This window comes from Streptomyces sp. A18 (assembly GCF_059026065.1).
Genome location: NZ_JBWLKL010000058.1, coordinates 1 through 22,233, shown reverse-complemented (window position 1 = coordinate 22,233; position 22,233 = coordinate 1). Strand labels below are relative to the sequence as shown.

The 22,233-nt window shown below is 71.2% G+C and carries 15 protein-coding genes; 9 read left to right on the top strand and 6 right to left on the bottom strand.

Going from position 1 to position 22,233, the window contains the following annotated elements; all coding sequences use genetic code 11:
• Positions 1–24: 24 nt before the first annotated feature.
• Positions 25–1,416: a class II 3-deoxy-7-phosphoheptulonate synthase gene (locus tag AC5P1C_RS40435; protein WP_493870990.1), complete on the bottom strand. Its 1,392-nt coding sequence runs from the start codon at positions 1,414–1,416 to the stop codon at positions 25–27.
• Between the two features lie 56 nt (positions 1,417–1,472).
• Positions 1,473–2,393 carry a shikimate dehydrogenase family protein gene (locus AC5P1C_RS40430; protein ID WP_493870989.1) on the bottom strand — a complete coding sequence of 307 codons (921 nt, stop codon included), beginning with the start codon at positions 2,391–2,393 and terminating at the stop codon, positions 1,473–1,475.
• A gap of 224 nt (positions 2,394–2,617) precedes the next feature.
• Here AC5P1C_RS40430 and AC5P1C_RS40425 point away from each other — a divergent pair, with 224 nt between their 5' ends.
• The 3 genes from AC5P1C_RS40425 to wrbA all read left to right on the top strand — a co-directional run bounded on the left by AC5P1C_RS40425 (position 2,618) and on the right by wrbA (position 5,176).
• The gene (locus tag AC5P1C_RS40425) at positions 2,618–3,409 is read left to right on the top strand and encodes an arylamine N-acetyltransferase family protein (RefSeq protein ID WP_493870988.1); all 792 of its coding nucleotides are present in this window, start codon (positions 2,618–2,620) and stop codon (positions 3,407–3,409) included.
• A 203-nt stretch (positions 3,410–3,612) separates the two neighbouring features.
• A complete protein-coding gene (locus AC5P1C_RS40420) occupies positions 3,613–4,503 on the top strand; it encodes an ROK family protein (RefSeq protein WP_493870987.1) in 891 nt (296 codons plus the stop codon).
• A gap of 70 nt (positions 4,504–4,573) precedes the next feature.
• The gene (wrbA, locus tag AC5P1C_RS40415) at positions 4,574–5,176 is read left to right on the top strand and encodes an NAD(P)H:quinone oxidoreductase (protein ID WP_493870986.1); all 603 of its coding nucleotides are present in this window, start codon (positions 4,574–4,576) and stop codon (positions 5,174–5,176) included.
• A 93-nt stretch (positions 5,177–5,269) separates the two neighbouring features.
• Here the strand turns inward: wrbA and AC5P1C_RS40410 are convergent, their stop codons facing one another.
• Together AC5P1C_RS40410 and AC5P1C_RS40405 are read right to left on the bottom strand one after the other, a co-directional pair.
• Positions 5,270–6,805: an FAD-binding oxidoreductase gene (locus tag AC5P1C_RS40410; protein WP_493870985.1), complete on the bottom strand. Its 1,536-nt coding sequence runs from the start codon at positions 6,803–6,805 to the stop codon at positions 5,270–5,272.
• A 262-nt stretch (positions 6,806–7,067) separates the two neighbouring features.
• On the bottom strand, positions 7,068–8,510 hold the full coding sequence (locus AC5P1C_RS40405) for an MFS transporter (protein ID WP_493870984.1): 1,443 nt from the start codon (positions 8,508–8,510) through the stop codon (positions 7,068–7,070).
• A gap of 433 nt (positions 8,511–8,943) precedes the next feature.
• On the opposite strand from AC5P1C_RS40405, the gene AC5P1C_RS40400 reads away from it, so the two are divergent.
• Together AC5P1C_RS40400 and AC5P1C_RS40395 are read left to right on the top strand one after the other, a co-directional pair.
• Entirely contained in the window at positions 8,944–9,735 is a 792-nt protein-coding gene (locus AC5P1C_RS40400; RefSeq protein WP_493870983.1) for a lantibiotic dehydratase C-terminal domain-containing protein, read from the top strand.
• Positions 9,732–10,778 (top strand): 3-dehydroquinate synthase family protein, encoded by a 1,047-nt coding sequence (locus tag AC5P1C_RS40395; protein ID WP_493870982.1) that lies wholly within the window; start codon positions 9,732–9,734, stop codon positions 10,776–10,778. The genes AC5P1C_RS40400 and AC5P1C_RS40395 overlap by 4 nt, the downstream gene beginning before the upstream one ends.
• A gap of 9 nt (positions 10,779–10,787) precedes the next feature.
• Here AC5P1C_RS40395 and AC5P1C_RS40390 read toward each other — a convergent pair whose 3' ends face one another.
• Positions 10,788–11,222 (bottom strand): type II 3-dehydroquinate dehydratase, encoded by a 435-nt coding sequence (locus tag AC5P1C_RS40390; protein WP_493870981.1) that lies wholly within the window; start codon positions 11,220–11,222, stop codon positions 10,788–10,790.
• A 224-nt stretch (positions 11,223–11,446) separates the two neighbouring features.
• Between AC5P1C_RS40390 and AC5P1C_RS40385 the strand changes: the two genes are divergently transcribed.
• From AC5P1C_RS40385 to AC5P1C_RS40375, 3 genes are all read left to right on the top strand, one after another.
• Positions 11,447–12,610, top strand: coding sequence for a DegT/DnrJ/EryC1/StrS family aminotransferase (locus tag AC5P1C_RS40385; RefSeq protein ID WP_493870980.1), 1,164 nt, complete (start codon positions 11,447–11,449; stop codon positions 12,608–12,610).
• Positions 12,607–14,445 (top strand): HAD-IA family hydrolase, encoded by a 1,839-nt coding sequence (locus AC5P1C_RS40380; RefSeq protein WP_493870979.1) that lies wholly within the window; start codon positions 12,607–12,609, stop codon positions 14,443–14,445. Before AC5P1C_RS40385 ends, AC5P1C_RS40380 begins: the two co-directional genes overlap by 4 nt.
• A gap of 260 nt (positions 14,446–14,705) precedes the next feature.
• Positions 14,706–17,576 carry a helix-turn-helix transcriptional regulator gene (locus tag AC5P1C_RS40375; RefSeq protein ID WP_493870978.1) on the top strand — a complete coding sequence of 957 codons (2,871 nt, stop codon included), beginning with the start codon at positions 14,706–14,708 and terminating at the stop codon, positions 17,574–17,576.
• Here the strand turns inward: AC5P1C_RS40375 and AC5P1C_RS40370 are convergent.
• Positions 17,543–17,935: a winged helix-turn-helix transcriptional regulator gene (locus tag AC5P1C_RS40370; RefSeq protein ID WP_493870977.1), complete on the bottom strand. Its 393-nt coding sequence runs from the start codon at positions 17,933–17,935 to the stop codon at positions 17,543–17,545. The genes AC5P1C_RS40375 and AC5P1C_RS40370 overlap by 34 nt on opposite strands.
• A gap of 276 nt (positions 17,936–18,211) precedes the next feature.
• Here AC5P1C_RS40370 and AC5P1C_RS40365 point away from each other — a divergent pair.
• Positions 18,212–22,233, top strand: a 4,022-nt coding sequence (locus AC5P1C_RS40365) for an AMP-binding protein (RefSeq protein WP_493870976.1), incomplete at its 3' end; no start/stop codon positions are given.

The window sequence follows — 22,233 nt, the reverse complement described above, 5'->3', positions numbered from 1 at the left end:
GGCCGGTCGGCTCGCCGGAAGATGTCAGGTGCGCAGCATCTCGGCGATCAGAAAGGCCAGTTCCATGGACTGCTGCGGGTTGAGGCGTGGATCGCAGTACGTCTCGTAGCGGCCGGCGAGATCCAGGTCGTCGATGGCCTGCGCGCCGCCCACGCACTCGGTGACGTCGTCCCCGGTCAGCTCGACATGCAGGCCGCCCGGGTGGCTGCCGAGGCCGCGGTGCACCTCGAAGAAGCCCCGCACCTCGTCGGTGATCCGGTCGAAATGGCGGGTCTTGTAACCGCTCTCCGCCTCATAGGTGTTGCCGTGCATCGGGTCGCACTGCCAGACCACCTGGTGGCCACTGGCCTCGACCCGCTCCACGATCGGCGGCAGCATGTCGCGGACCTTGTCGCTGCCCATCCTGCTGATCAGGGTGATCCGGCCGGGCTTGCCGTGCGGATCGAGCCGCTCCACGTACTCCGCGGCCTGGTGCGGCGTGGTGGACGGGCCGATCTTCAGGCCGATCGGGTTGGCGAGGAGCGTGGCGAGCGCGATGTGCGCACCGTCGAGCTGCCGGGTCCGGTCGCCGATCCACAGGAAATGCCCCGACAGACCGTAGAGCCGGGAGGAGCCGTCCTCGCGCGGAATGTGCCGCAGGAGGCCGCGCTCGTACTCGAGCAGGAGCGCCTCGTGGGCGGACCACAGCTCCGTCGAGTGCAGGGCACGGTGGTCGACGCGGCAGGCCGACATGAAGTCGAGGCCGCGGTCGATCTCGTCGGCCAGCGCCTCGTAGCCCTCGCCGACCGGCGACGAGCGCACGAAGTCGCGATTCCACTCGTGCACGCGGCGCAGGTCGGTGAAGCCTGAACCGGCGTATGCGCGTGTCAGGTTCAGGGCCGCGGCCGAGTGGGCGTAGGCCTGGAGCATCCGTGACGGGTCGGCCTCGCGTGCGGCGGGCACCGGATCGAAACCGTTGACGATATCGCCCCGGTAGACGGGCAGGCCGAGCGCGTCGGTGGGGTTCGAGCGCGGCTTGGCATACTGCCCCGCGATCCGCCCCACTTTGACGACCGGCATGCTCACCGCGTACGTCAGAACCACCGCCATCTGCACGATCGTGCGTAGGTTGGCGGTGATGTGGTTCTCGGTGTTGCCTGCGAACGTCTCGGCGCAGTCGCCGCCCTGCAGGAGAAACGCCCGCCCTTGCGCCACCTCCGCCAGGCGCTCCTGCAGCAGGTCGACCTCTTGCGGCACTACCAGGGGCGGCAGGTTCTCCAGAGTGGTCACGGCGGAGAGCGCCGCGACCGGGTCGGGCCACGCGGGCTGTTGCGCGGCGGGTCGGGCCAGGGCCTGGGCGACCAGGGCCTCGGCAGAGTCGGCGCCAGCCGGTCGGGACCCGGCGGGCCAGGGCTGGGGTGTCATTATCGGCTGCACACCCACCACGCTAGGGACGCTCCGCCACCGGCCGGTCATCGGCCGATCACTAGGGCCTACCCCGGCGCGGCTCCTGCCGCGGGCGCACGGTCGAATCGGAAGTACTGCCGGTAGAGGGCGAGTTGGCTCTCCAGCATCGAGGCGCCGTAGTGCACCGGAAGGCCGCGGTCGGCGGCGGTCCGAAGAAGTGCCGTCACCCGGGGCTTCATCACGATGTCGGCGACCAGGGTGCCGGGGGCGAGCGTGCCGGGGTCGAACGGCAGCGGGTCGCCAGGGCGCAGGCCGAGCGGGGTCGCGTTGACGACGATGTCCGCGCCGTCCGTGACCGGCCGGATGGCGCACCCGGTCCGCCCCGGCCAGCGGGCCTCCAGGCGCGCGGCGAGCGCGGCGGTGCGGGCCGGGTCCAGATCGCACAGGACCACGTGCGCCGCGCCGGCCATGAGCAGGGCCGGGGCGATGGCACAGCCCGCGCCGCCCGTGCCCACGAGGGTGACACGGGCCCCGGCCGCCCGGTGCCCCGCGGCTTCGAGGCCGGCGACGAAACCCGCTCCGTCGAAGTTGTCGGCGTGCCAGCGGCCGTCGCTCTCGCGGCGCAACGCGTTGGCGCTGCCGGAGAGTTCGGCCGCCGGACTGACCCGGTCGGCGAAGCGCAGGACGGCCGCCTTGTGCGGCACCGTCACCAGCAGACCATCCAGATTGCCGAACGCCCGAAGGCCGTGCACGGCCTCGTCGAGCCGGCCCACCGGCACGTGTACGGGCACGAGGACGGCGTCCAGGTCCAGGTCGGCCAGGAGCGGGTTGACCAGGGCGGGCGCCTGCACCTGGCCGACCGGGTCGCCGATCACGGCGTAGAGCCGGGTGGCGCCGCCGATGGCGGGGCGGCGGATGCAGACGGGGTGCGAGCCGGTGTCCATGGTGTCCTTCCGGGCGGCGCCGCGTTCGCCCACGGGCAGGGAGTGGCCGGGACGCGTCGCCACTCGTCGACGGCGCGTGTCAACGGGCGCTTTCTCACGGGTAATTGACCGTGCCGGAATGCTAGCCACGGTCCACCGCCGACGATGTCTCTCACACCTCTCAGGCGTAAAGACAGGGGAGGTTTAGGGGGGCGGTAAGGAGAGCGCAGGACCGGAATACCTCGCTAAAGTCCGAAGGCACCCTCAGAAGTGGCAGGCGCGATATTCCCGACGAGGAGGACCCCGCCATGTTCGATGTCGCCGCGTATGTCGACCACTTGGGATACGAGGGTCCGCTCGAACCCACCCTCGACACCCTTCGGGAACTCCACCGCAGGCATCTCGAATCGCTGCCCTTCGACAACTCCCTGCACATTCACAAGGGGTTCGCGGTGTGGGACGAGGTGGAGACGGCCCCCGACGTGCTGTTCGAGCGGCTGATCGCCAGGCGGCGCGGCGGTGTCTGTCACGAGCTGACCGGCCTGTTCCGAGTCCTGCTGCGGCGCCTTGGCTACGACGTCATCATTCTGTCCGCGGGGATACGCGGCGCGGGCGACCGGTACGGACCCGACCTGGAGCACATGCTGAGCGGCGTGCGGATCGACGGCGGCCTCTACCTCGCGGACGTCGGGTTCGTCGGCACGTCCTTCATCGAACCGCTGAAGGTCGCCGCGCAGGAGCAGGCGCATAACGGCTTCCGTTTCAAGGTGGTCGACGAGAACGGCTACAAGGTCGTCCTGCGGCGCGGCGCCGCAGGTCGCTGGCAGGGCGTCTACCGCTTCCTGCCGAGGCCACGCCGTCTCACCGACTGGCGGGGCTTCTCCGGCGCCGTCGAAGCGGACCTGGAGGGCGCCTGGGAGGCGGGCGAGCGGCTCATGGCCGGGACCAGGGTGCAGGCACGCACCGGCGCCGAAGGACAGCAGATCCTGATCGGCCGTCGCTATGTGGAGTCCCGGCGCGGAGTGGAGAAGATCCGCCCGATCGTCGACCAGAGCGAATTCGACGACCTGGTACGGGAGATGGCGCGCCGACCGGTGTGACGGCCGCGGAGTCCGCGCGCGAGCCGATGGGCAACGGCCGGATTTCCCACCCCCGCCGGCCCCCCACGGTGCCACCGGCACCCCATTGCCAACCCCCCGCAATTGCCCCGGAAAGGAACTCCGCCACGGGAATCAGGGAATCCTGAGGCCCGGAAGACAGCGGAAAGACAGCGGTACGAAGAGCGTGCCGTGGAAAGGGAGCCATGACGCACCTGGGGATCGATGTCGGCGGAACCAAGGTCGCCCTGCGCACCCGGGGCGCGGCGGGAACGGACACCGATTCCGTCTTCCGCTGGCCGGCCGCGCGCACCGTCGAGGCCGACCTGGCGGCGCTGGCCAAAGGCGTCAGGACCCTGGTGGACACCGGCCCCGGCACCGTCGAGGCGGTCGGCGTCGCGATGCCCGCGACCCTCGACGCGCAGGGCCGTGTCGTGACCTGGCCCTCCCGCCCCTTCTGGCAAGGCGTGGATCTGCCCGGCGAGTTGGCTCGCCTGATACCCGACACCAGGGTCAGCTGCGCTGATGACGGCGACCTCGCCGCGCTCGCCGAGGCGGACGCGGCCAACTGCGCTGACCTGGTCTACCTCGGCGTCGGCACCGGTATCGGCGGTGGCATCGTCCTGGACGGCCACCTCGTGCCGGGCATCGGCCGAGGCTCCTGCGAGGTGGGGCACACGATCGTGGACCGCTCGGGGGAGCGGTGCGACTGCGGCCGCCGCGGCTGTCTGCAGGCGGTCGCCTCCGGGCCCGCGACCCTGCGCCGCGCCGCCCGGCTGCGGGGCGAGCCCGTGGAGTTCGCCGCATTGAAGGGGGGCGTCGCGGCGGCGGAGCCGTGGGCGCACACCGCCGTCGACGAGACCTGTGCGGCGCTCGCGGCGGCTGCGGTGTCCCTCGCCGAACTGGTGCGCCCGCAGCAGGTGGTGGTGGGCGGCGGCTTCGCCGCGGGCCTCGACGGCCTGGTCGGCTCGGTGGCCGCGCACGCCGAGCGCCTCGCCCGCCCCGGAGTGCCGGCACCCCAGGTGCGCGGGGCCCGCCTCGGCGGCCTGTCATCGCTGAGCGGCGCCCTCCTCCTCGCCCGTACCTCCGGGCCGTGACGCCGCCCGCCGTTACTCCCTTGCCACGTGCCGACGTCGTCTGCCGTATCCAACTCAGGAGGGCCTCACCATGAGCGCCAAAGTCGCGGTCATCTACTACTCGGCCACCGGCCATGTCCACCAGCTCGCCCAGGCGGTCGCCGAGGGCGCGGAGAAGGCGGGCGCCGAGGTCCGGCTGCGCCGTATCGCCGAACTCGCCCCGGACGAGGCGATAGACGCCAATCCGGCTTGGCGCGAGCACCTGGAGGCCACCAAGGACATCGAGGTCGCCACCCTCGACGACCTGAGTTACGCCGACGCCTACGCGCTCGGCTCGCCGACCCGCTTTGGCAACATCGCCTCCCAGCTGAAGCAGTTCATCGACACCACCAGCGGCCTGTGGATGCGGGGGGTGATGGCGGACAAGCCCGCCACCGGCTTCACCGGCGCCGCCAACGCCCATGGCGGCAACGAGTCGACGCTCCTCGCGCTGTACCAGACCTTCATCCACTGGGGCTCGATCATCGTCGCGCCGGGCTACACGGACCAGTCCGTCTTCTCCGCGGGCGGCAACCCTTACGGCACCTCCCACTTCGGCAACGACGCCGTGTCCGACAAGACCCTCACCGCCGCCCGGTACCAGGGCGAGCGCCTGGCCACCGTCGCCGCCCGGCTGCGAGCCGGCGCCGAATGACGTACGGCGCGGGCCCGCGACTCTCGCCGGGCCGCTCTCCCGCGCCGCACGCCGTGCTGCGGATCTCGCTGCCGTCCGCCTTCGGCCCGGCCGTCAGATGCCGATGCTCTGGTTGTGCTGGAACAGGTTGTCCGGGTCGAACCGGCGCTTGACCTGCTGCAGCCGCGCGTAGTTGCTCCCGTAGTACGCCTTCGGCCAGGTGTCGAGACGGGGGTCGGGGAAGTTGACGTACGCCCCGCCGGTGGAGACCGGCTCGATGATCCGGGACCCCTTGTCCACCCATGCCTCGATGGCAGCCTCCTCATCGGCGGGCGGCGTCGGGTTCTGCGTCATCGCGGCGAACCCGTTCATGAACTGGGCGGAGCGGTGCCAGTAGGCGGTCTCGCCGCGTCCGACCTCGTTCGCCTTGCCGCCGGTGGCGGTGAAGCTGAGGAAGCGGGTCTGCCCGGCGTACCGGTCGGATTCGAAGGCCGCGAGGGCGTCCGAGAGAACCGTGCCCTCGATGGCGCGGTCGTAGACCCGGGTCCGCTCGCGAAGGAGTCCGTTGCGCGGCTGCTTCGCGTCGGGGTTCTGGCCGACGAGATGGCACTCGCGCACGGTCATCTGCCCGCAGCCGTAGATCCGCTGCTGGACGTCGCTGTAGTCGAGCTCAGTGACGGACTTGCTGACCGGCTGCGTACCGGCCTGTGAGGCAAGGGCGTCGAGCCCCTCCTCGATCTCGCTCTGCGGGCCCCAGTAGGCGCCGGTGAGCATGATGGTCGGCGTCTTGCCGGGGGCGGCGTCGGGCAGCGCCACGAGCAGCGCGGAGCCGAGGTTGCGGGAGCCGCAGATGCTCCACTTCTGCCAGGCCTCGACCACCTCCTTCGCCTTGTCCCAGGACCACACGGTGTCGAAGAAGACACCGCGGGGCTGATTGATCGGGGTGACCTCGAAGTCGAGGACGATGCCGAAGTTGCCGCCGCCACCGCCGCGCAGCGCCCAGAACAGGTCGGGCTCCTGGGTGGCCGAGGTGTGCACGAGGCGGCCGTCGGCCAGCATGACCTTGGCCGAGACGAGCCGGTCGGCGCCCAGGCCGTACTTGCGCGTCTGGTGGCCGATGCCGCCGCCCGATATGAAGCCGCCCGGGCACACGGTCGAGCAGGTGCCGGTGACGAGCTGCTTGTTGTGCGGCTTCAGCACCTGGATCGCGTCGATGGACATCGCGCCGGGGCCCATGTGTACCGTCGCGCCGTCGACCGTGGCCTGGTTGATCCGGGACACGTCGACGATCAGGCCCTGGCCCGTGGACCAGCCGGCGAGGTTGTGGCCGCCGCTGCGGGTGCGCAGGGATATCCCGTTGTCCTGCACGAACTGCAGGCACGCCCGTACGTCGTCGGCGCTCTCGCAGTAGGCGACACCCTGCGGGTTGAGCACACTGAACTCGCCCATGTAGACGGTCTTGGCGTACTGGTACGTGGCGTCGGAGGGCCGTATCAGGTCCCCGGTGAGGCGTCCTTTGAGCGCATCCCAGTCGGCGGCCGCCCCGGCTCCGCTCGCGGACGAGGCGAAGGCACCGGTGGTCAGTGCTCCGGCGGCGCCGGCCAGAGCAAGGCCACCCGCCGACTTGAGCACAGATCTTCTGCTGGGCATCACGTGCGTTCCCTTCGGAGAAATGGGTACAGGCGCAGCGGTGTCGGCCGCCGTACCCACCAACTGGATCGGTCGCCGTGAACGTCCCGTCGGGGCAAGGAAGGTGAGACTCTTCGTGGTTACTTCCGGAGGTCGGCGTTCCGGGCCTGCAACCGGTCGCGGCACAGCGGAAGCGGGGTCTGGCCGCCTGTCGGGACGACAGACCGCGGGACCCCGCTTCTCGTGTGTGCCCGGCGCTGGCCGGGCGGATCGACGTTCGGGCTCAGGGAATCACGATGTGCGGCTGAGCAGCCGGCTCCTCGGTTTCGGTCGGCGCCTGCGGCGCGCCCGACTCCGGCTTGCCCCGCAGCAGTACGAGGGCGACCAGCAGGGCGGCGAGGACAAACCCCGCGGCCACGAGGAAGGCCGAGTGATAGGCGCCGAGCAGCGCGTCCTTGGTGACTTCACCGCCGTTGGAGAGGCTGTTCGTACGGGAGGTGACGACCGCGCTCAGGACGGTGAGGCCGATGGCGCCGCCGATCTGCTGTGAGGTGTTGAACAGGCCGGAGGCGATCCCGGACTCGCTGGGCGCGACGGCGGACATACCGAGCCCCATCATGGCGGGCGCGGCCAGACCGAAGCCGATACCCATCACGAGGCTCGCGGGCAGGAAGTCCACCACATACGTGCCGTCCGTGCGGCTGAACGAAAGGAGCACGAACGCCGCCGTGACCAGGATGAGCCCCAGGAACAGCATCGTGCGCTGGCCGAACTGCATGATCAGCCGGGCCGAGAAGCCGAGCGAGATCACGGCGATGACCACGGCGATCGGCATGAAGCCCAGGCCCGTCTGGATGGCGCTGTACCCGAGCACCTGCTGCAGGTAGAGCGTGCCGAAGAACAGCAGGCCGAACATGCCGGCGATGATCATGAACTGCACGATGTTCGCCGCGGTCAGGCTCCGCGAGCGGAACAGGCGCAGCGGCAGCAGCGGCTTGGCCGCGGTGGCCTGCCGGACGAGGAAGCCGCCGAGCAGGGCGATGGAGGCCACGCCGAGCACCAGGGTCTGCAGCGAGAGCCAGCCGACCTTCTCGGCGTCCACGATCGTGTAGACGAGCAGCATCATGCCGGCCGTGACCAGGGCAGCGCCCAGGAAGTCGGTGCCCTTGCCGAGGCCGGGGGCGTCGTCCTTCTCGATCGTGCGCAGGCCGATCAGGATGACGACGGCGCCGATCGGCGCGTTGATGAAGAAGATCCAGTTCCAGCTGAGCAGGTCGGTCAGGACACCACCGAGCAGCGGGCCGATGGCGCCGCCGCCCGCGGAGGCGAAGCTGTAGGCGCCGATGGCCTGAGCCTGCTTGCGCGAGTCGGTGAACTGGGTCGCGACCATGCCGAGGATGCAGGCCGAGGCGATGGCCCCGCCGACGCCCTGGAGGAACCGGAACCCGATCAGCGTGCCTTCGCTGGTCGCGAATCCGCAGAGCAGCGAGGCCAGGCTGAACAGCGCGATACCGGTGAGGAAGACGCTCCTGCGGCCGAGCAGGTCACCCAGGCGTCCGGCGAGCATCAGCAGGCCGCCGAAGGGGATGACGTAGGCGTTGACGACCCAGACGAGGTTCTCCGAGGAGAAGCCGAGCCCGCTCTGGACGGTCGGAAGAGCGACATTGACGATGTTCTGGTCGATGACGATCATCATCTGCCCGATGCAGAGCACGACGATCGTCAACCAAGGTGATGTGGCTTTGCGCTGGGCAGGCTGGCCCATCTCGGTTCGCCTCCAAAGGTGCATTGTTTGTTACAGCAGTCATGATGCGTTCCCGTGGGCGACTGTGGAAGAGGGCACTTTGGTGTGTCACGGGAACACCGGTGTGACAGTGGCGTGATCAAGGGTGGCGCGGCACGGGTGTGAGGTCCCGCGCCCCGGTGAGTGTCTCTTGCATTTCCTGCGGGTGCGCGGAACCCAGGTCGGTCGATTCCGTTGCATGCGATCAATGAAACAGTAGAGACAATCCCCTACCAGTACCCCTAACTAGTCCCTCACTTTGAGCCCGAGTGCATTTCGGCAGTCAATCAATTGCTTATGCGCCACGCTGATTATTACGATCGCTGGCAGATTTCTGTCGTTCACGTGCCGACCGAGCTGACCGAGGTGGATTGCTGTGGCACAAGACTGGTTGTTGCTCCGCCTGTATGGCGCCCCGGGTACACCGCCGGTCCTGCCCGCCGTCATGCCGCGGCTCGCGCAGCACCTTCGGTCGGCCGATCCGGACGCCTTCTTCTTCTTCGTCCGCGCCGGCGGCCCCGGCGGCCCCTCGATCGAACTGTGGCTGGATACCGAACCCGAGGCGCACCGCGAGGTGACGGAGCGGCTGCACGCCGAACTGTCCGGCGGCTGGCGGCTCAGCGCCGAGCGGGACATCACACGGCCGGTCCGTCATCCGCACGAGAGCGAGCGGGACGTACAGGACGAACTGGCCGCGGTGTCCAGCGAGTTCGCGCTCGCGCAGCTGATGCACGGCGAGCCGGAGCCGGACGAGGCGTTCCGCCTCGGCGTGGCCCATCTGCGGGGGGTGACCACGCTCCTGCCGGAATCCGACCGGCGGGACTTCCTCTTCCTGTGCTGGCAGCACTGGTCGGCCGGGCTCACACCGAGCAGCCGCGTGGAACTGTCGGCAGAGGCGGGCCTGCGCGCCTCGACGGTGCCGCAGGAGCAGTCCGTGGCACAGCAGTTGTATCTGTACGGCACCCGGCAGGCGATCGACCGGCAGCGGCCCGGGACCGTACTGCCCGAGCGGTACCTGATCTTCAGCCAGGCCGGCGCCACCCACGACCGGCTCGGTATCCCGCCCACCTGGAGCGCGGCCGCCGCACTCACCGTGCGCAACGAACTCGCCGGGCGGTCGCAGCAGCAGGCCCCCGCCGAGACCGCGATGTCGGGCAGGCGGATATGACCGCCGAGGCCGCGCCGGTGGGCGCGGAAGCCTTCGGGCGGGTCGATGTCGACCTCGGGGAGCGCTCGTACGCCGTGCACATCGGGCCCGGCGTCCGCCATCTCGTCGCGCAGAAGGTGGCCCAACTCGGCGCCGCCCGCGCGGTGGTGGTCTCCGCCAGGCCCGCCGACTGGATTCCGGCACCCGGCATCCCGTACCGCCTCGTCGAGGCCCGCGACGGCGAGGAGGACAAGACCCTCGCCACCGTCGCCGAGCTGTGCAGCCACTTCGCCGAGGCCGGTCTGAACCGGGGCGATGTCGTGATCTCCTGTGGCGGCGGCACCACCACCGACACCGTCGGACTCGCCGCATCGCTGTACCACCGGGGCATCGCGGTCATCCACCTGCCGACGTCGCTGCTCGCGCAAGTGGATGCCAGCACCGGCGGGAAGACCGCGGTGAACCTGCCCCGGGGCAAGAACCTGGTCGGCGCGTACTGGCAGCCCAAAGCGGTGTTCTGCGACACCGACTACCTGCGGACGCTGCCCGAGCGGGAGTTGACGAGCGGCTACGGCGAGATCGCACGCTGCCACTTCATCGGCGCCGGTGACCTGCGCCACCGCTCCACCGTCGAGCAGATCACGGCCAGCGTGCGCCGCAAGGCGCAGATCGTCGCGGCCGACGAACGCGACACGGGCCTGCGGCACTTGCTCAACTACGGCCACACCCTCGGGCACGCCCTGGAGCGCGCGACGGACTTCGCGCTCCGGCACGGCGAGGCAGTGGCCATCGGTACGGTCTTCGCCGGCCGCCTCGCCGGTGCGCTCGGCCGGATCGACCGGGCCCGCATCGACGAACACCTCGACGTCGTCCGGCACTACGGGCTGCCGTGGCGGCTGCCCCGCACCGTGGACGCCGACGCCCTGGTCGGCCTGATGCGCCTGGACAAGAAGGCGATCGGTGACCTGGCCTTCGTACTCGACGGCCCGGACGGCGCGGAGTTGGTGCACAACGTTCCCGAGGCCGTGGTGAAGGAGTGCCTCGCGCAGATGGAACGGGACTGACGAAAACCCCTAGGACCCGGTGAGGTGGAGCATGGACCGGGCCGCGAGCCGGTAGCCGTAGGTGCCGAATCCGACCACCACACCCTGGGCGAGCGGCGCGAGGATCGACTCGTGCCGGAACTGCTCCCGTGCCCAGATATTGGATATGTGTACCTCCACCCAGGGCCGGGGATAAGCGGCGAGCGCGTCGCGCAGGCTCCAGCCGGCCATCATGAGGGCGCCCGGATTGAGAATGGCACCGACCGTGTCGGGGTTCTCGTTGACGGTACGGACCAGGCCCGCCTCCGCGTCGTCCTGGACGCTGGTGACCGTCCAGCCGTGGCCCGCGACCTCCTCCGCCACCGCCTTCTCGACGTCGGCCAGCGTGTCCGTGCCGTAGATCTCCGGCTCGCGCCGGCCCAGGATGCCGAGGTTGGGGCCGTTCAGGAGCAGTAGCTGAGGCATGGCAATCACCCTCCGATTCGACATTGCTCCTGCTATTCCTAGCAGTAGATATCGGGGCGGCGTAACTGAGGAAGTTCAGAAGCGAGTCAGGGGGCATTTAGGGGGTGGGGGCCCGAAGAGCGAGACGGTAACGTCGAGTCAGGTGCGGTCGACGGTTCACGAAACTTCTCGATCGACATTCTGACAGTCCGGACGCATTCCCAGTGAGTGGAAGGATACGCGCCGTGGGTGTTTCCCGAGAGGTTGCGGAATTCCCGGTTTGGCCGCAATTCGATGATGCCGAGCGCGCCGGTCTCGCGCGCGCCCTCGACCAGGGCCAGTGGTGGCGCATGGGCGGCGACGAAGTCACCCAGTTCGAGAACGAGTTCGCGGCCTACCACGGCGCCGAGCACGCGCTGGCCGTCACCAACGGCACCCACGCCCTCGAACTCGCCCTGCAGATACTCGGAGTCGGACCGGGCACCGAGGTCATCGTGCCCGCCTTCACCTTCATCTCCTCCTCCCAGGCGGCACAGCGCCTCGGCGCCGTCGCGGTGCCGGTCGACGTCGACCCGGACACGTACTGCATCTCCCCGTCCGCGGTCGAGCACGCGATCACCCCCAAGACGGCCGCGATCATGCCGGTGCACATGGCGGGACACTTCTCCGACATGGACGCCCTCGGCAAACTCTCCGCCGACAGCGGTGTGCCGCTGATCCAGGACGCCGCCCACGCGCACGGCGCGCGGTGGCGCGGCCGCAGCGCCGCCGAGTTCGGTTCGGTCGCGGCGTTCAGCTTCCAGAACGGCAAGCTGATGACCGCGGGCGAGGGCGGCGCCGTGACCTTCCCCGAACGGGAGCAGTACGACGAGGCGTTCGTGCGGCACAGCTGTGGCAGGCCTCCGGGCGACCGCGGCTACTTCCACGCCACCTCGGGCTCCAACTTCCGTATGAACGAGTTCACCGCCGCGGTCCTGCGGGCCCAACTCGGCCGTCTCGACAGCCAGATAGCGCTCCGCGAGGAGCGGGCGCCGCTGCTTTCGCGCCTCGTCAACGAGATCGACGGAGTGGTGGCGCAGAGTCGCGACGAGCGCTGCGACCGCAACCCGCACTACATGATGATGTTCCGCGTTCCCGGCATCACCGAGGAGCGCCGGAACAAGCTGGTGGACGCCCTCGTCGAGCGCGGCGTGCCGGCGTTCGCCGCCTTCCGCGCGATCTACCGCTGCCCCGGATTCTGGGAGACCGGCGCCCCCGACCTGTCGGTGGACGAACTGGCCGCCCGCTGCCCCCACACCGAGGCCATCTACACCGACACCGTCTGGCTGCACCACCGCACACTTCTCGGCACCGAGAGCCAGATGCACCAGATCGCGGAGGCCCTCGCCAAGACCCTGGCCACGCTGTGAGTGCCCGCGACGGTACGACACCGCTGCGCGTCGCGGTCATCGGCACCGGCTGGGCCGCCCGGGAGATCTGGCTGCCGCGGCTCAGGAACCACCCCGGGTTCACCGTCACCGCCCTGGTCGACCCGGAACCCGCCGCACGCGCGGCCGCGAACGACGGTGGACAACTCGAGTTCGACACCGCCGCCGACCTCCCGCCGCAGGCGGTCGACCTCGCCGTGGTCGCGGCCCCGAACCATCTGCACGCCACGCTGGCCGAAACGCTCCTCGACGCCGGCATCCCCACCTTCGTGGAGAAGCCGGTCTGCCTCAACTCGGCCGAGGCGCAGCGGCTCACCGCGGCCGAGGCCGCCGGCGACACGGTGCTCCTGGCGGGCAGCGCGGCCCGGTACCGCGCCGATGTGCGCACCCTCACCGACCAAGCGGACAGCGTCGGCGAGATCCGGCACATCTCCCTGAGCTGGGTACGGGCGCGCGGTATCCCGAACGGCGTCGGCTGGTTCACGCACCGTCAGTTCTCCGGCGGCGGCGCCCTGGTCGACCTGGGCTGGCACCTGCTCGACGTCGGCGCCCCGCTGCTCGGCGACGCGCCCTTCACACAGATCGTCGGCGCCGTGTCGAACGACTTCATCAACGACTCCTCCGCACAGGCCAAATGGCGCCGCGACAAGTCGGCGGGCACCGCCAACGACGTCGAGGACACCGCCCGGGGCTTCCTGCTCACGCAAGACGGTCCCTCGGTGTCCCTGACGGCGCGCTGGGCCTCGCACCAGCCCCGTGACATCACCACGATCGTGGTGGAGGGCAGCACCGGCACCCTCACCCTGACCTGCACCTTCGGCTTCAGCCCCAACAGGCAGGAGCGGTCGGGCCTGACGCTGACCCGCAAGGGCGAGCAGACGCCGATCCCGATCCCGCACGAGCCGGTCGGAGCCGAGTACGACCGGCTGCTCGACGGACTTTCCAAGGTATGGGCGGACCCCGCGTCGCGCGGGGTGGCGATGCGTGAGACCAGCCGCAACATCGACGCCATCGAGCGGCTCTACGCCTCGGCTTCGGCGCGCCCGCGCCGCACGACGAAGCCCACACCGGTGGTGGACCTGCCCGCACGGACCGGGGCACGGGCCGCACGGACCGGCGCGGACTCCGCCCCTGCCGGGCTCGGCCGCACCCTTCCGGTGCGGGCGGTCGTCTTCGACCTCGACGGTGTCCTGGTCGACAGCTTCGGCGTGATGCGCAAGGCGTTCACACACGCCTACCGCGAGGTGGTCGGCGCGGACGAGCCGCCGTTCGATGAGTACAACCGGCACCTCGGCCGCTACTTCCCGGACATCATGCGGATCATGGACCTGCCGCTTGAGATGGAGGAGCCCTTCGTCCGCGAGAGCACTCGCCTCGCCGGCGAGATCCCCCTCTTCCCCGGTGTGCACGCCCTCCTCGAACTGCTGCGTGAGCGCGGCATCGTGACGGCCGTGGCGACCGGCAAGGCGGGCTGGCGGGCGCGGGAGCTCCTGGAGCGCCTCGGCGTACTGCACCTGCTCGACCACGTCATCGGGTCCGACGAGGTGACCCGCGCCAAACCCGCCCCGGACATCGTCCTGCGCGCCCTGCACCTGCTCGGCGTCGCCTCCGGCGAGGCGGTGATGGTCGGTGACGCGGTGACCGACATCGCCGCGGCCAAGGGCGCGGGGGTGACCGCGATCGCCGCCCTGTGGGGCGAGACGGACGAGCCGACGCTCGTCGCCGCCGCACCGGACCACGTGCTGCGCGAGCCGGACGACCTGGCCCTGCTGTGCCGGCCGGTGGCCGCGGAGGCCGTGGCCCTGGGTCGCGGCTGAGCCACCCGGGCCACCCGCACCCGCCGGCCGACCGGCGGGTGCGAGCCGTACGGAGATCTCTGACCCCGCAGAAACAAACCTGACCCTGGGCGGAAGAAGCATGACGCCGTACGCAAGAACCAAGACGCTTTACGAAGGGCTCTGAACAACCGCCCGATGAGTGTGCCATCGGCCGGTAACGCCGCGCTCTTTTCGGGCCGGTGGCTGTTGAAACTTCCCCCTGTCGCTCCGTACTTTCGCAACAGAGCCTCGGGTCAGCGATGGGGGATTCTGTGCGGTTGTTCGAGCGGGAAATTCAGGGAAAAATGCTCCAGTCACTGGTCGGCGCATGTGTGACCGGACGGGGAAACACGGTCCTGATCGAGGGGGTCGCAGGCAGCGGCAGGACGGCCCTCCTCACGGCGGCGGCCGAGGACGCCGAGGAGGCCGGACTTCAGGTCATGCGGGCCACCTGTTCGCCGATGGAGACCGACCTCGAAGGCAGCGTCCTCGACCAGCTCCTTCACAGCGTTCCGGACAGCGGCGCACTGGCCGAGACCGAGGTGCCGGGCCGCAATGAATTCTGCCGCGAGATCCTGCGACGGTCCCTGACCCGGCCGCTGCTCGTCGCGGTCGACGACCTCCACTGCGCCGACCCGGCCTCCGTGCGGTGCCTGCTCTATCTGGCCCGCCGCATCGCGGCATCCCGGGTGCTCCTCGTGGTCACCCGGCGGCGCGACGACACCCCGGCGTCCGGGTCCGGCGCCGAACTGTTCGGCGAACCGGTGGCCCAGCGGCTCGACGTCGACCTGCTCTCCGTGACGGGCACGGCGCAGCTGCTCGCCGAACGGCTCGGCAGCCATCTGGCCACGCCCGCGCTCGCCGCCGAGATGCACCGGATCAGCGGGGGCAACCCGCTGCTTCTCGACGCCCTGGCCGCCGACCACCGGCGCCACGAGCGGGCTGCGGCCGATGACCCTCGCGGCCCCGTCGACGAGGCCGCGGGCAGCCACCCCGACAGCGGCGACATGGACGCCACCGGCGCGGACTACGTCGACCCGCACGGCTACGGCGCCGCCCTGGTCGCCATGGTGCGGCGCGGCGACCCGGCCGCCCTGGCAACCGTGCGGGCCCTCGCCGTGCTCGGCGCCCGCAGCACCCCTCAGCGCCTCGCCCGGCTCGCCGGACTCGACCGCAACACCGGGGCCGCGGCGGTCGAGCGGACGATGATCGCGATGACGGCGGCCGGTGTGCTCCGGGACGGCGGGTTCCCGCACCCGGCGGTCCGTACCGCCGTCCTGGACACCGTGACCGGGGTCGAACGCACGGACCTCAACCAGCGCGCGGCCGGACTCCTGCACGGCCTCGGCGAGCCCGCCACGGCCGTGGCCCGCCACCTCTTGGAGGCCCAGCGGTGCGAGGCGCCCTGGACGGTGCCCGTAGTCGTCGAGGCGGCCGAGCAGGAGCTGCTCGCCGAGCGCAACAGGCGCGCCGCGCAATACCTGGAACTGGCCCTGGAGTGCGCCGTGCAGCCGCAGGTCCGGGCCGCCGTCCTCGAGCGGCTCACCGAGGCCGAGTGGCGCCGCAGCCCCTCGGCCGCGGTCCGGCACCTGCCCGCCCTCGTTGCCGCCGCCCGAGCCGGACATCTCGCCCCCGAGGCGCTGCCCGGCCTGGTGCGGCGACTCCTCTGGCACGGCAGGCAGAACGAGGCCGCGGCCGTGACCGACCGGCTGCGCGAGGCCGCGGCAGCGGACCAGACGCTGGCCGACGCGGCCCGCGACCTCGACTCCTGGCTGGTCTTCTCGCACCCGGAGTTCGGCCACCGCAGCGCACCACCGGCACCGGCGCGCCCGGTCTCCGGCGCCCCGCAGGGCGTCCGCGGCGCCCCCGCTCCGAGTGGCGGTGACCCCTGGCTCGGCACGGCCGCGTCCCTGTGCGAGGCCCTCGCCGCCGGCCGCGGCGGTGACCGGGCAGGCCGCCTCGTGCAGTCCCTGCGCAGCCTGCGCCCGCGCGGGAACACCGCCTGGGGCCAGGAGACCGCGTCCCTCGCCCTGCTCGGGCTGCTCGACCTCGACCTCCCCGACGTCGTTCTCGAACAGTGCGCGGCACTGACCGCCGACGGCACCGTCGACCAGGCGCCGACCTGGCATGCCCTGCTCGCGGCCGTCCGCGCCGCGGCGCTCCTGCGCCGCGGCGAGCTGACCGGTGCCCTCGACGGGGCCCGCCAGGCGCTGACGCTGCTGCCCGCACACGCCTGGGGCGTGGCCGTCGGCTTCCCGACGGCCACCCTCGTCACCGCGGCGGTCCGCTCCGGCAACCTCGACGAGGCCGCCCGCCACCTGGCGTTCGCACCGCCCGACGCCATGTACCGCAGCCGCTTCGGGCTCCACTACCTGCACGCCCGCGGCCAGTTCCACCTCGCAGGCGAGCGCGGCTACGCGGGCCTCGCCGACTTCCTCGCCTGCGGCGACCTGGCCAGGGCGCACGGCCTCGACGCCGCCGCGCCGGTGCCCTGGCGGACCAGCGCGGCCGAGGCCTGGCTGCAGCTGGGCAACGACGTCAAGGCCCGCCGTCTCGTACGGGAACAGCTGTCGCGCTCCGACGCGGCCGGCGGCTGCGGCCGCGGCCGGTCACTGCGCACACTCGCCGCGGTCAGCACCCCCGATCGCCGCCCCCAACTGCTGCTGGAAGCCGTCGAGTTGTTCGAGGAGAGCGGCGACCGGTACGAGCAGGCACAACTCCTTGCCGACCTCGGCCGGGCCTACTCGGCGCTCGGCGACAGCCGCCGGGCCCGGCCCACGCTGCGGCGCGCCCGGCACCTGGCCCAACTCTGCGGGGCGGAGCCGCTGTGCAAGGAACTGCTCGCGATCCAGGGCGCGGCCGATACGCCCACGCCGCCCGAGGACGACACCTGGCGGCTGACCGAATCGGAGCGGCGCGTGGCGCACCTGGCCGTGCTCGGCTACACGAACAGGGAGATCGCCGCGAAGCTCTACGTCACCTCGAGCACCGTCGAACAGCACCTGACCCGGGTCTACCGGAAGCTGCGCGTCAAGCGGCGCAAGGACCTGCCGGCCGACCTCGGCACCACGCCCCTGCGCCGCGGCGCAGGGCGCCTTCAGCCGACCCCGGCGAGGCGCTCGGCGTCGTAGTCACGCCGGGCGGTCGTGATGGTCGACCGGTGCCGGTCGGCCCAGTCCGTGAGCGACAGCAGCGACTTATGGAGCTCCTGCGCGATGTCCGTGAGCGTGTACTCCACCTTGGGGGGCACGGTGGCGTAGACCTTGCGGGTCAAAAGGCCGTCCCGCTCCAGATTCCGCAGGGTCAGGGTCAGCATGCGCCTGCTGATCCCCTCGATGGAACGCTCGAGTTCGGTGAAGCGCACCGGGCCGCGCGCGGCGGCGACGATGATCAGAATGCTCCACTTCCCCGCGACGCGGTCCAGGACCTCACGCACCGGGCACGCCTCGATCTCGATCTCGCTCGATGCCCCGGTTCCCGACTGCGGCATGGCACGACTCCTTCCCGTCTCCCTCAGGGTGCCCCACCAGTGCGCCCTGTTACAAGACGTGCCCCGAGTTCGCACCCACGGCACCCGGACACCGCCGCCCTGAAAAACGTTGGTCGCATTCCCTGTGCGGACGTGCACGGAAGAGCGCCAAAGGGCCTCCTGAACCCAGGGAGGTCATAGGGGGATTGTTAGGGGAACCGCCTGTCCGAATTTAAGCGAAGCTGAGACCCGCATGTTTTTGCATGTGTATCTCCCCTTGCCTAGGAGTGATTCCGGATGCTGCGCACTGAACTTATTCGGCCACTGCCTGAAATGCTGATCGAGCACGCTTCCCGATTTGCCGGGAAGACGGCCTTCGCCGATGCACGTCGCAGCGTGAGCTACTCCGAACTCGAACTCCGAACGCGCCGTATCGCCGGACATCTGGCCGGGCTTCGCGTGCGCCCCGGCGACCGGGCCGCGATCTATCTGGGCAACTGCGTGGAGACCGTCGAGAGCTATCTGGCCATCACCCGGGCGAACGCCATCGGCGTGCCCCTCAACCCGCATTCCACCGATGCCGAACTCGAGTACTTCCTCGCCGACAGCGGGGCCCGGGTCGTGATCACCGACCCCGCCCACGCCGAGCAGGTGACACGCGTGGTGGGGGACGCGCAGTACCCGCGCGTCGTCGTCACCGGCGTACAGTCGGCGCCCGCCGCGACGGTGGCCTTCGAGGCCCTGGCCGGCACCGAGCCGGAAGCCGCGGCCGGTGACGACCTGGACCTCGACGAGGTCGCGTGGATGCTCTACACCTCCGGCACCACGGGCAAGCCCAAGGGCGTCCTCTCCACCCAGCGCAACGGCCTGTGGGCGGTGGCCGCCTGCTACGTCCCAGTGCCCGAACTGACCCCCGACGACCGGGTGTTGTGGCCGTTGCCGCTGTTCCACAGCCTGTCGCACATCGCCTGCGTCCTCGCGGTGACCGCGGTCGGCGCCACCGCGCGGATCACCGATGGCTACTCCGCCGACGAGATCCTGTCGGTCCTGCGGGAGGAGTCGCCGACGTTCCTCGCCGGCGTGCCGACCATGTACCACCACCTCGTCCAGGCCGCGCAGCAACAGGGCGTGCGCACCGGGGACCTGCGCATCGGCCTGGTCGGCGGCGCGGTCACGACCCAGTCGCTGCGCTCCTCCTTCGAGGAGACCTTCGGGGTGCCGCTCCTCGACGCCTACGGCTCCACGGAGACCAGCGGCTCCATCACCATCAACTGGCCCACGGGCGCCCGCGTCGAGGGCTCCTGCGGACTGCCGGTGCCCGGCCTCAACGTACGCATCGTCGACCCCGAGACCGGACAGGACGTCCCGACCGGCCAGGAGGGCGAGGTCTGGGTCAGCGGCCCGAGCGTGATGGTCGGCTACCACAACCGGCCGGAGGAGACGGCCGCCGCCCTGCGCGACGGCTGGTACCACACCGGTGACCTGGCCCGCCGTGACGACGCCGGGTACTTCACCATCTCCGGCCGCATCAAGGAAGTGATCATCCGCGGCGGCGAGAACATCCACCCCGGCGAGGTCGAGGACGTACTGCGCCGCGTACCGGGCGTCGCTGACGTGGCCGTGGCCGGCAAGCCCCACGACATTCTCGGCGAAGTGCCGGTCGCCTTCCTGGTGCCGGGCGAGCCCGGCCTCGACACCGACGCGCTGTTCGCCGCCTGCCGCGCCGAACTCTCGTACTTCAAGGTCCCGGAGGAGCTCTACGAGGTCGACCGAATACCGCGGACCCGCTCCGGCAAGGTCACCCGGCACGTCCTGCTCGACGAGCCCGGACGCCTGCGGGCCGCGGGCAGCAGCTCCTACGAGAGCCTGTTCCGCACCGAGTGGACGCCGCTGTCGCCCGCGCAGACCCTGGGCGCGCAGGCCCCGCCCGCACCGCTCAACTGGACGCTCACCGGCGCGTGGGACGAGGCCCTGGCCGCAGGCCTCGAATCGGCCGGTGCCCAGGTGACCCGGGACGCCGACGGCGCCGCGCCCGCCGATGTCACCGTCCTCGCCGTCGGAGCACCGCACGACGACACCTCCGAACTGGGCGCGTTCGTCACCGCCGTTGAGGCGATGCTGCGCTCCCTGCTCGCGGACGGGCCCGCGAGCGCCGCGCGCCTGGCCGTGCTCACCAGGGGCGGCGTACCCGTCGACCCCGCCGACACCCCCGACCCGGCGCACGCCGCGGTGGCCGGTCTCGTCCGCGGCCTCCAAGCCGAGCACGGCGACCGGCTCGTACTCGTCGACGCCGAGGCCGGCAGCGCAGGCGACACCGAGGCCGGGGAGCGACTGCCGACCGCCCTGGCCGCCGGGGAGCCGCAGCTCGCCGTGCGCGCGGGCAGTGTCGTGAAGCCCGCCCTGGAGCACCTGGCCGTCGGCGGCCACCCGCAGACGCATCAGGACACGCCCCTCGGGCCCGCGGGCACCGTGGTGATCGCCGGAGCGGACACCGCGGCCGGAGCGGCCATGGCCCGGCACGTGGTTGCCGGGCACGGCGCACGCGACGTCCTCCTGATCGCCGACCACGGCGACGGTGACCCCGCCGTCGCCGAACTTTCGGCCGAACTCACCGGCCTGCGGGCGGCGGTGACCGTCGCCGCCTGCGACCTCATCGACCGAGCGGCGCTCGCCACGGCCCTGGCCGGGGTCAGCCGCCCCGTGTCCGCCGTGCTGTACGTCCCCTCCGGCCCTCTCGCGTCCGTCGCGGCGGGCGTGCGGCACCTCGACGAACTGACCGCGCAGGGCGCCGGGACGACCGCGAAGAACACCAAGGCCACCAAGACGGCCAAGGCCACGAAGTCCGCCAAGAACACCAAGCCCGCGCCCCCTGCGCTCATCCTCCTCGGCGCGGCCGACGGGCTGCTCGGCGCCGCCGGCGAGCCAGCGGACGCCGCCGTAGCCGCCTACCTCGACGCCTACGCGTTGCGCCGCCGCGCCCAGGGCCGCCCCACCTGGTCGCTGTCCCTCGGCCCTTGGGCCGACGACGTCCGTCACCAGCAGGACGAGCCGGCTCCCCAACTGCCCGTCGGCGTCGGCACGCTGTCCCGCCGGGACCTGCTCGCCATGATCGACGCGGCACTCATGACCGGCGAGGCCCTCACCCTACCGATGCGGCTCGACGCCCTGGCCCTGCACGGCGACTCCGTGCCGGCGCTCCTTCGCGGACTGATCGACACGTCCGTGGTCGCGGCCAACGAAGGCCGCGCCGGGGAGTTCCGCGCCCGGCTCGTCGCCATGCCCGAGGACCAGCAGCTGCGCACCCTGGTGACGACCGTGAGCACCGCGGCCGCTGAGATCAGCGGAGCGGACGACCGGGTCGCACCCGAACGGGCCTTCAAGGAGGCCGGGTTCACCTCGGTCCAGGCCGTGCAGCTGCGCAACCGGCTCGTCGAGGCCACCGGCCTGTGGCTGCCGGCCACCCTTGTCTTCGACTACCCGACACCGCGGGCAGTGGCCCGGTTCCTCCAGGACGAACTGGCGGGCGGCACGGACGAGTCGGCGGAGATCGTTTCGGCCGAGCGGGCCGATGACGACCCGGTCGTGATCGTGGGCATGGCGTGCCGCCTGCCCGGCGGCATCGGCTCGCCCGAGGACCTGTGGACCATCGTGGAGGAGGGTCTCGACGGCATCACCGGTTTCCCCGCCGACCGCGGCTGGAACCTCGACGAGCTCTACGACGCGGACCCCGAACAGTCCGGCAAGAGCTATGTGCGCGACGGCGGCTTCCTGCACGACGCCACCGGCTTCGACGCCGACTTCTTCCGTATCTCCCCGCGCGAGGCCCTTGCCATGGACCCGCAGCAGCGGGTGTTCCTCGAAGCCTCCTGGGAGCTCTTCGAGCGCGCGGGCATCGACGTGGGCGCCCTGCACGGCAGCCGCACCGGTGTCTTCGCCGGAGTGATGAACCAGGACTGGAGCACCGGTCTCGCCGACTCGGCCGACGAGACCGAGGGCTACCAGAGCACCGGCACGGCCGGCAGCGTCGTCTCCGGCCGCGTGGCCTACACCTTCGGCTTCGAGGGTCCCGCGGTGACGGTCGACACGGCGTGCTCGTCGTCGCTCGTCGCGCTGCACCTCGCGGGCCAGTCGCTGCGCGCGGGCGAGAGCGACCTCGCGGTGGCCGGCGGTGTCTGCGTCATGGCGCGGCCCACGTCGTTCATCGAGTTCTCGCGTCAGCGCGGTCTCGCGGAGGACGGCCGCTGCAAGGCGTTCGCCGCCGGTGCCGACGGCACCGGCTGGTCCGAAGGCGTGGCCGTGGTGCTCCTTGAGCGCCTCTC

Coding starts and splice junctions, on each gene's coding strand:
- AC5P1C_RS40375 (WP_493870978.1), top strand. CDS start 14,706: ATGGGGGATTCTGTGCGGTTGTTCGAGCGGGAAATTCAGGGAAAAATG.
- AC5P1C_RS40390 (WP_493870981.1), bottom strand. CDS start 11,222: ATGCCTCAGCTACTGCTCCTGAACGGCCCCAACCTCGGCATCCTGGGC.
- wrbA (WP_493870986.1), top strand. CDS start 4,574: ATGAGCGCCAAAGTCGCGGTCATCTACTACTCGGCCACCGGCCATGTC.
- AC5P1C_RS40420 (WP_493870987.1), top strand. CDS start 3,613: ATGACGCACCTGGGGATCGATGTCGGCGGAACCAAGGTCGCCCTGCGC.
- AC5P1C_RS40395 (WP_493870982.1), top strand. CDS start 9,732: ATGACCGCCGAGGCCGCGCCGGTGGGCGCGGAAGCCTTCGGGCGGGTC.
- AC5P1C_RS40425 (WP_493870988.1), top strand. CDS start 2,618: ATGTTCGATGTCGCCGCGTATGTCGACCACTTGGGATACGAGGGTCCG.
- AC5P1C_RS40410 (WP_493870985.1), bottom strand. CDS start 6,805: ATGCCCAGCAGAAGATCTGTGCTCAAGTCGGCGGGTGGCCTTGCTCTG.
- AC5P1C_RS40370 (WP_493870977.1), bottom strand. CDS start 17,935: ATGCCGCAGTCGGGAACCGGGGCATCGAGCGAGATCGAGATCGAGGCG.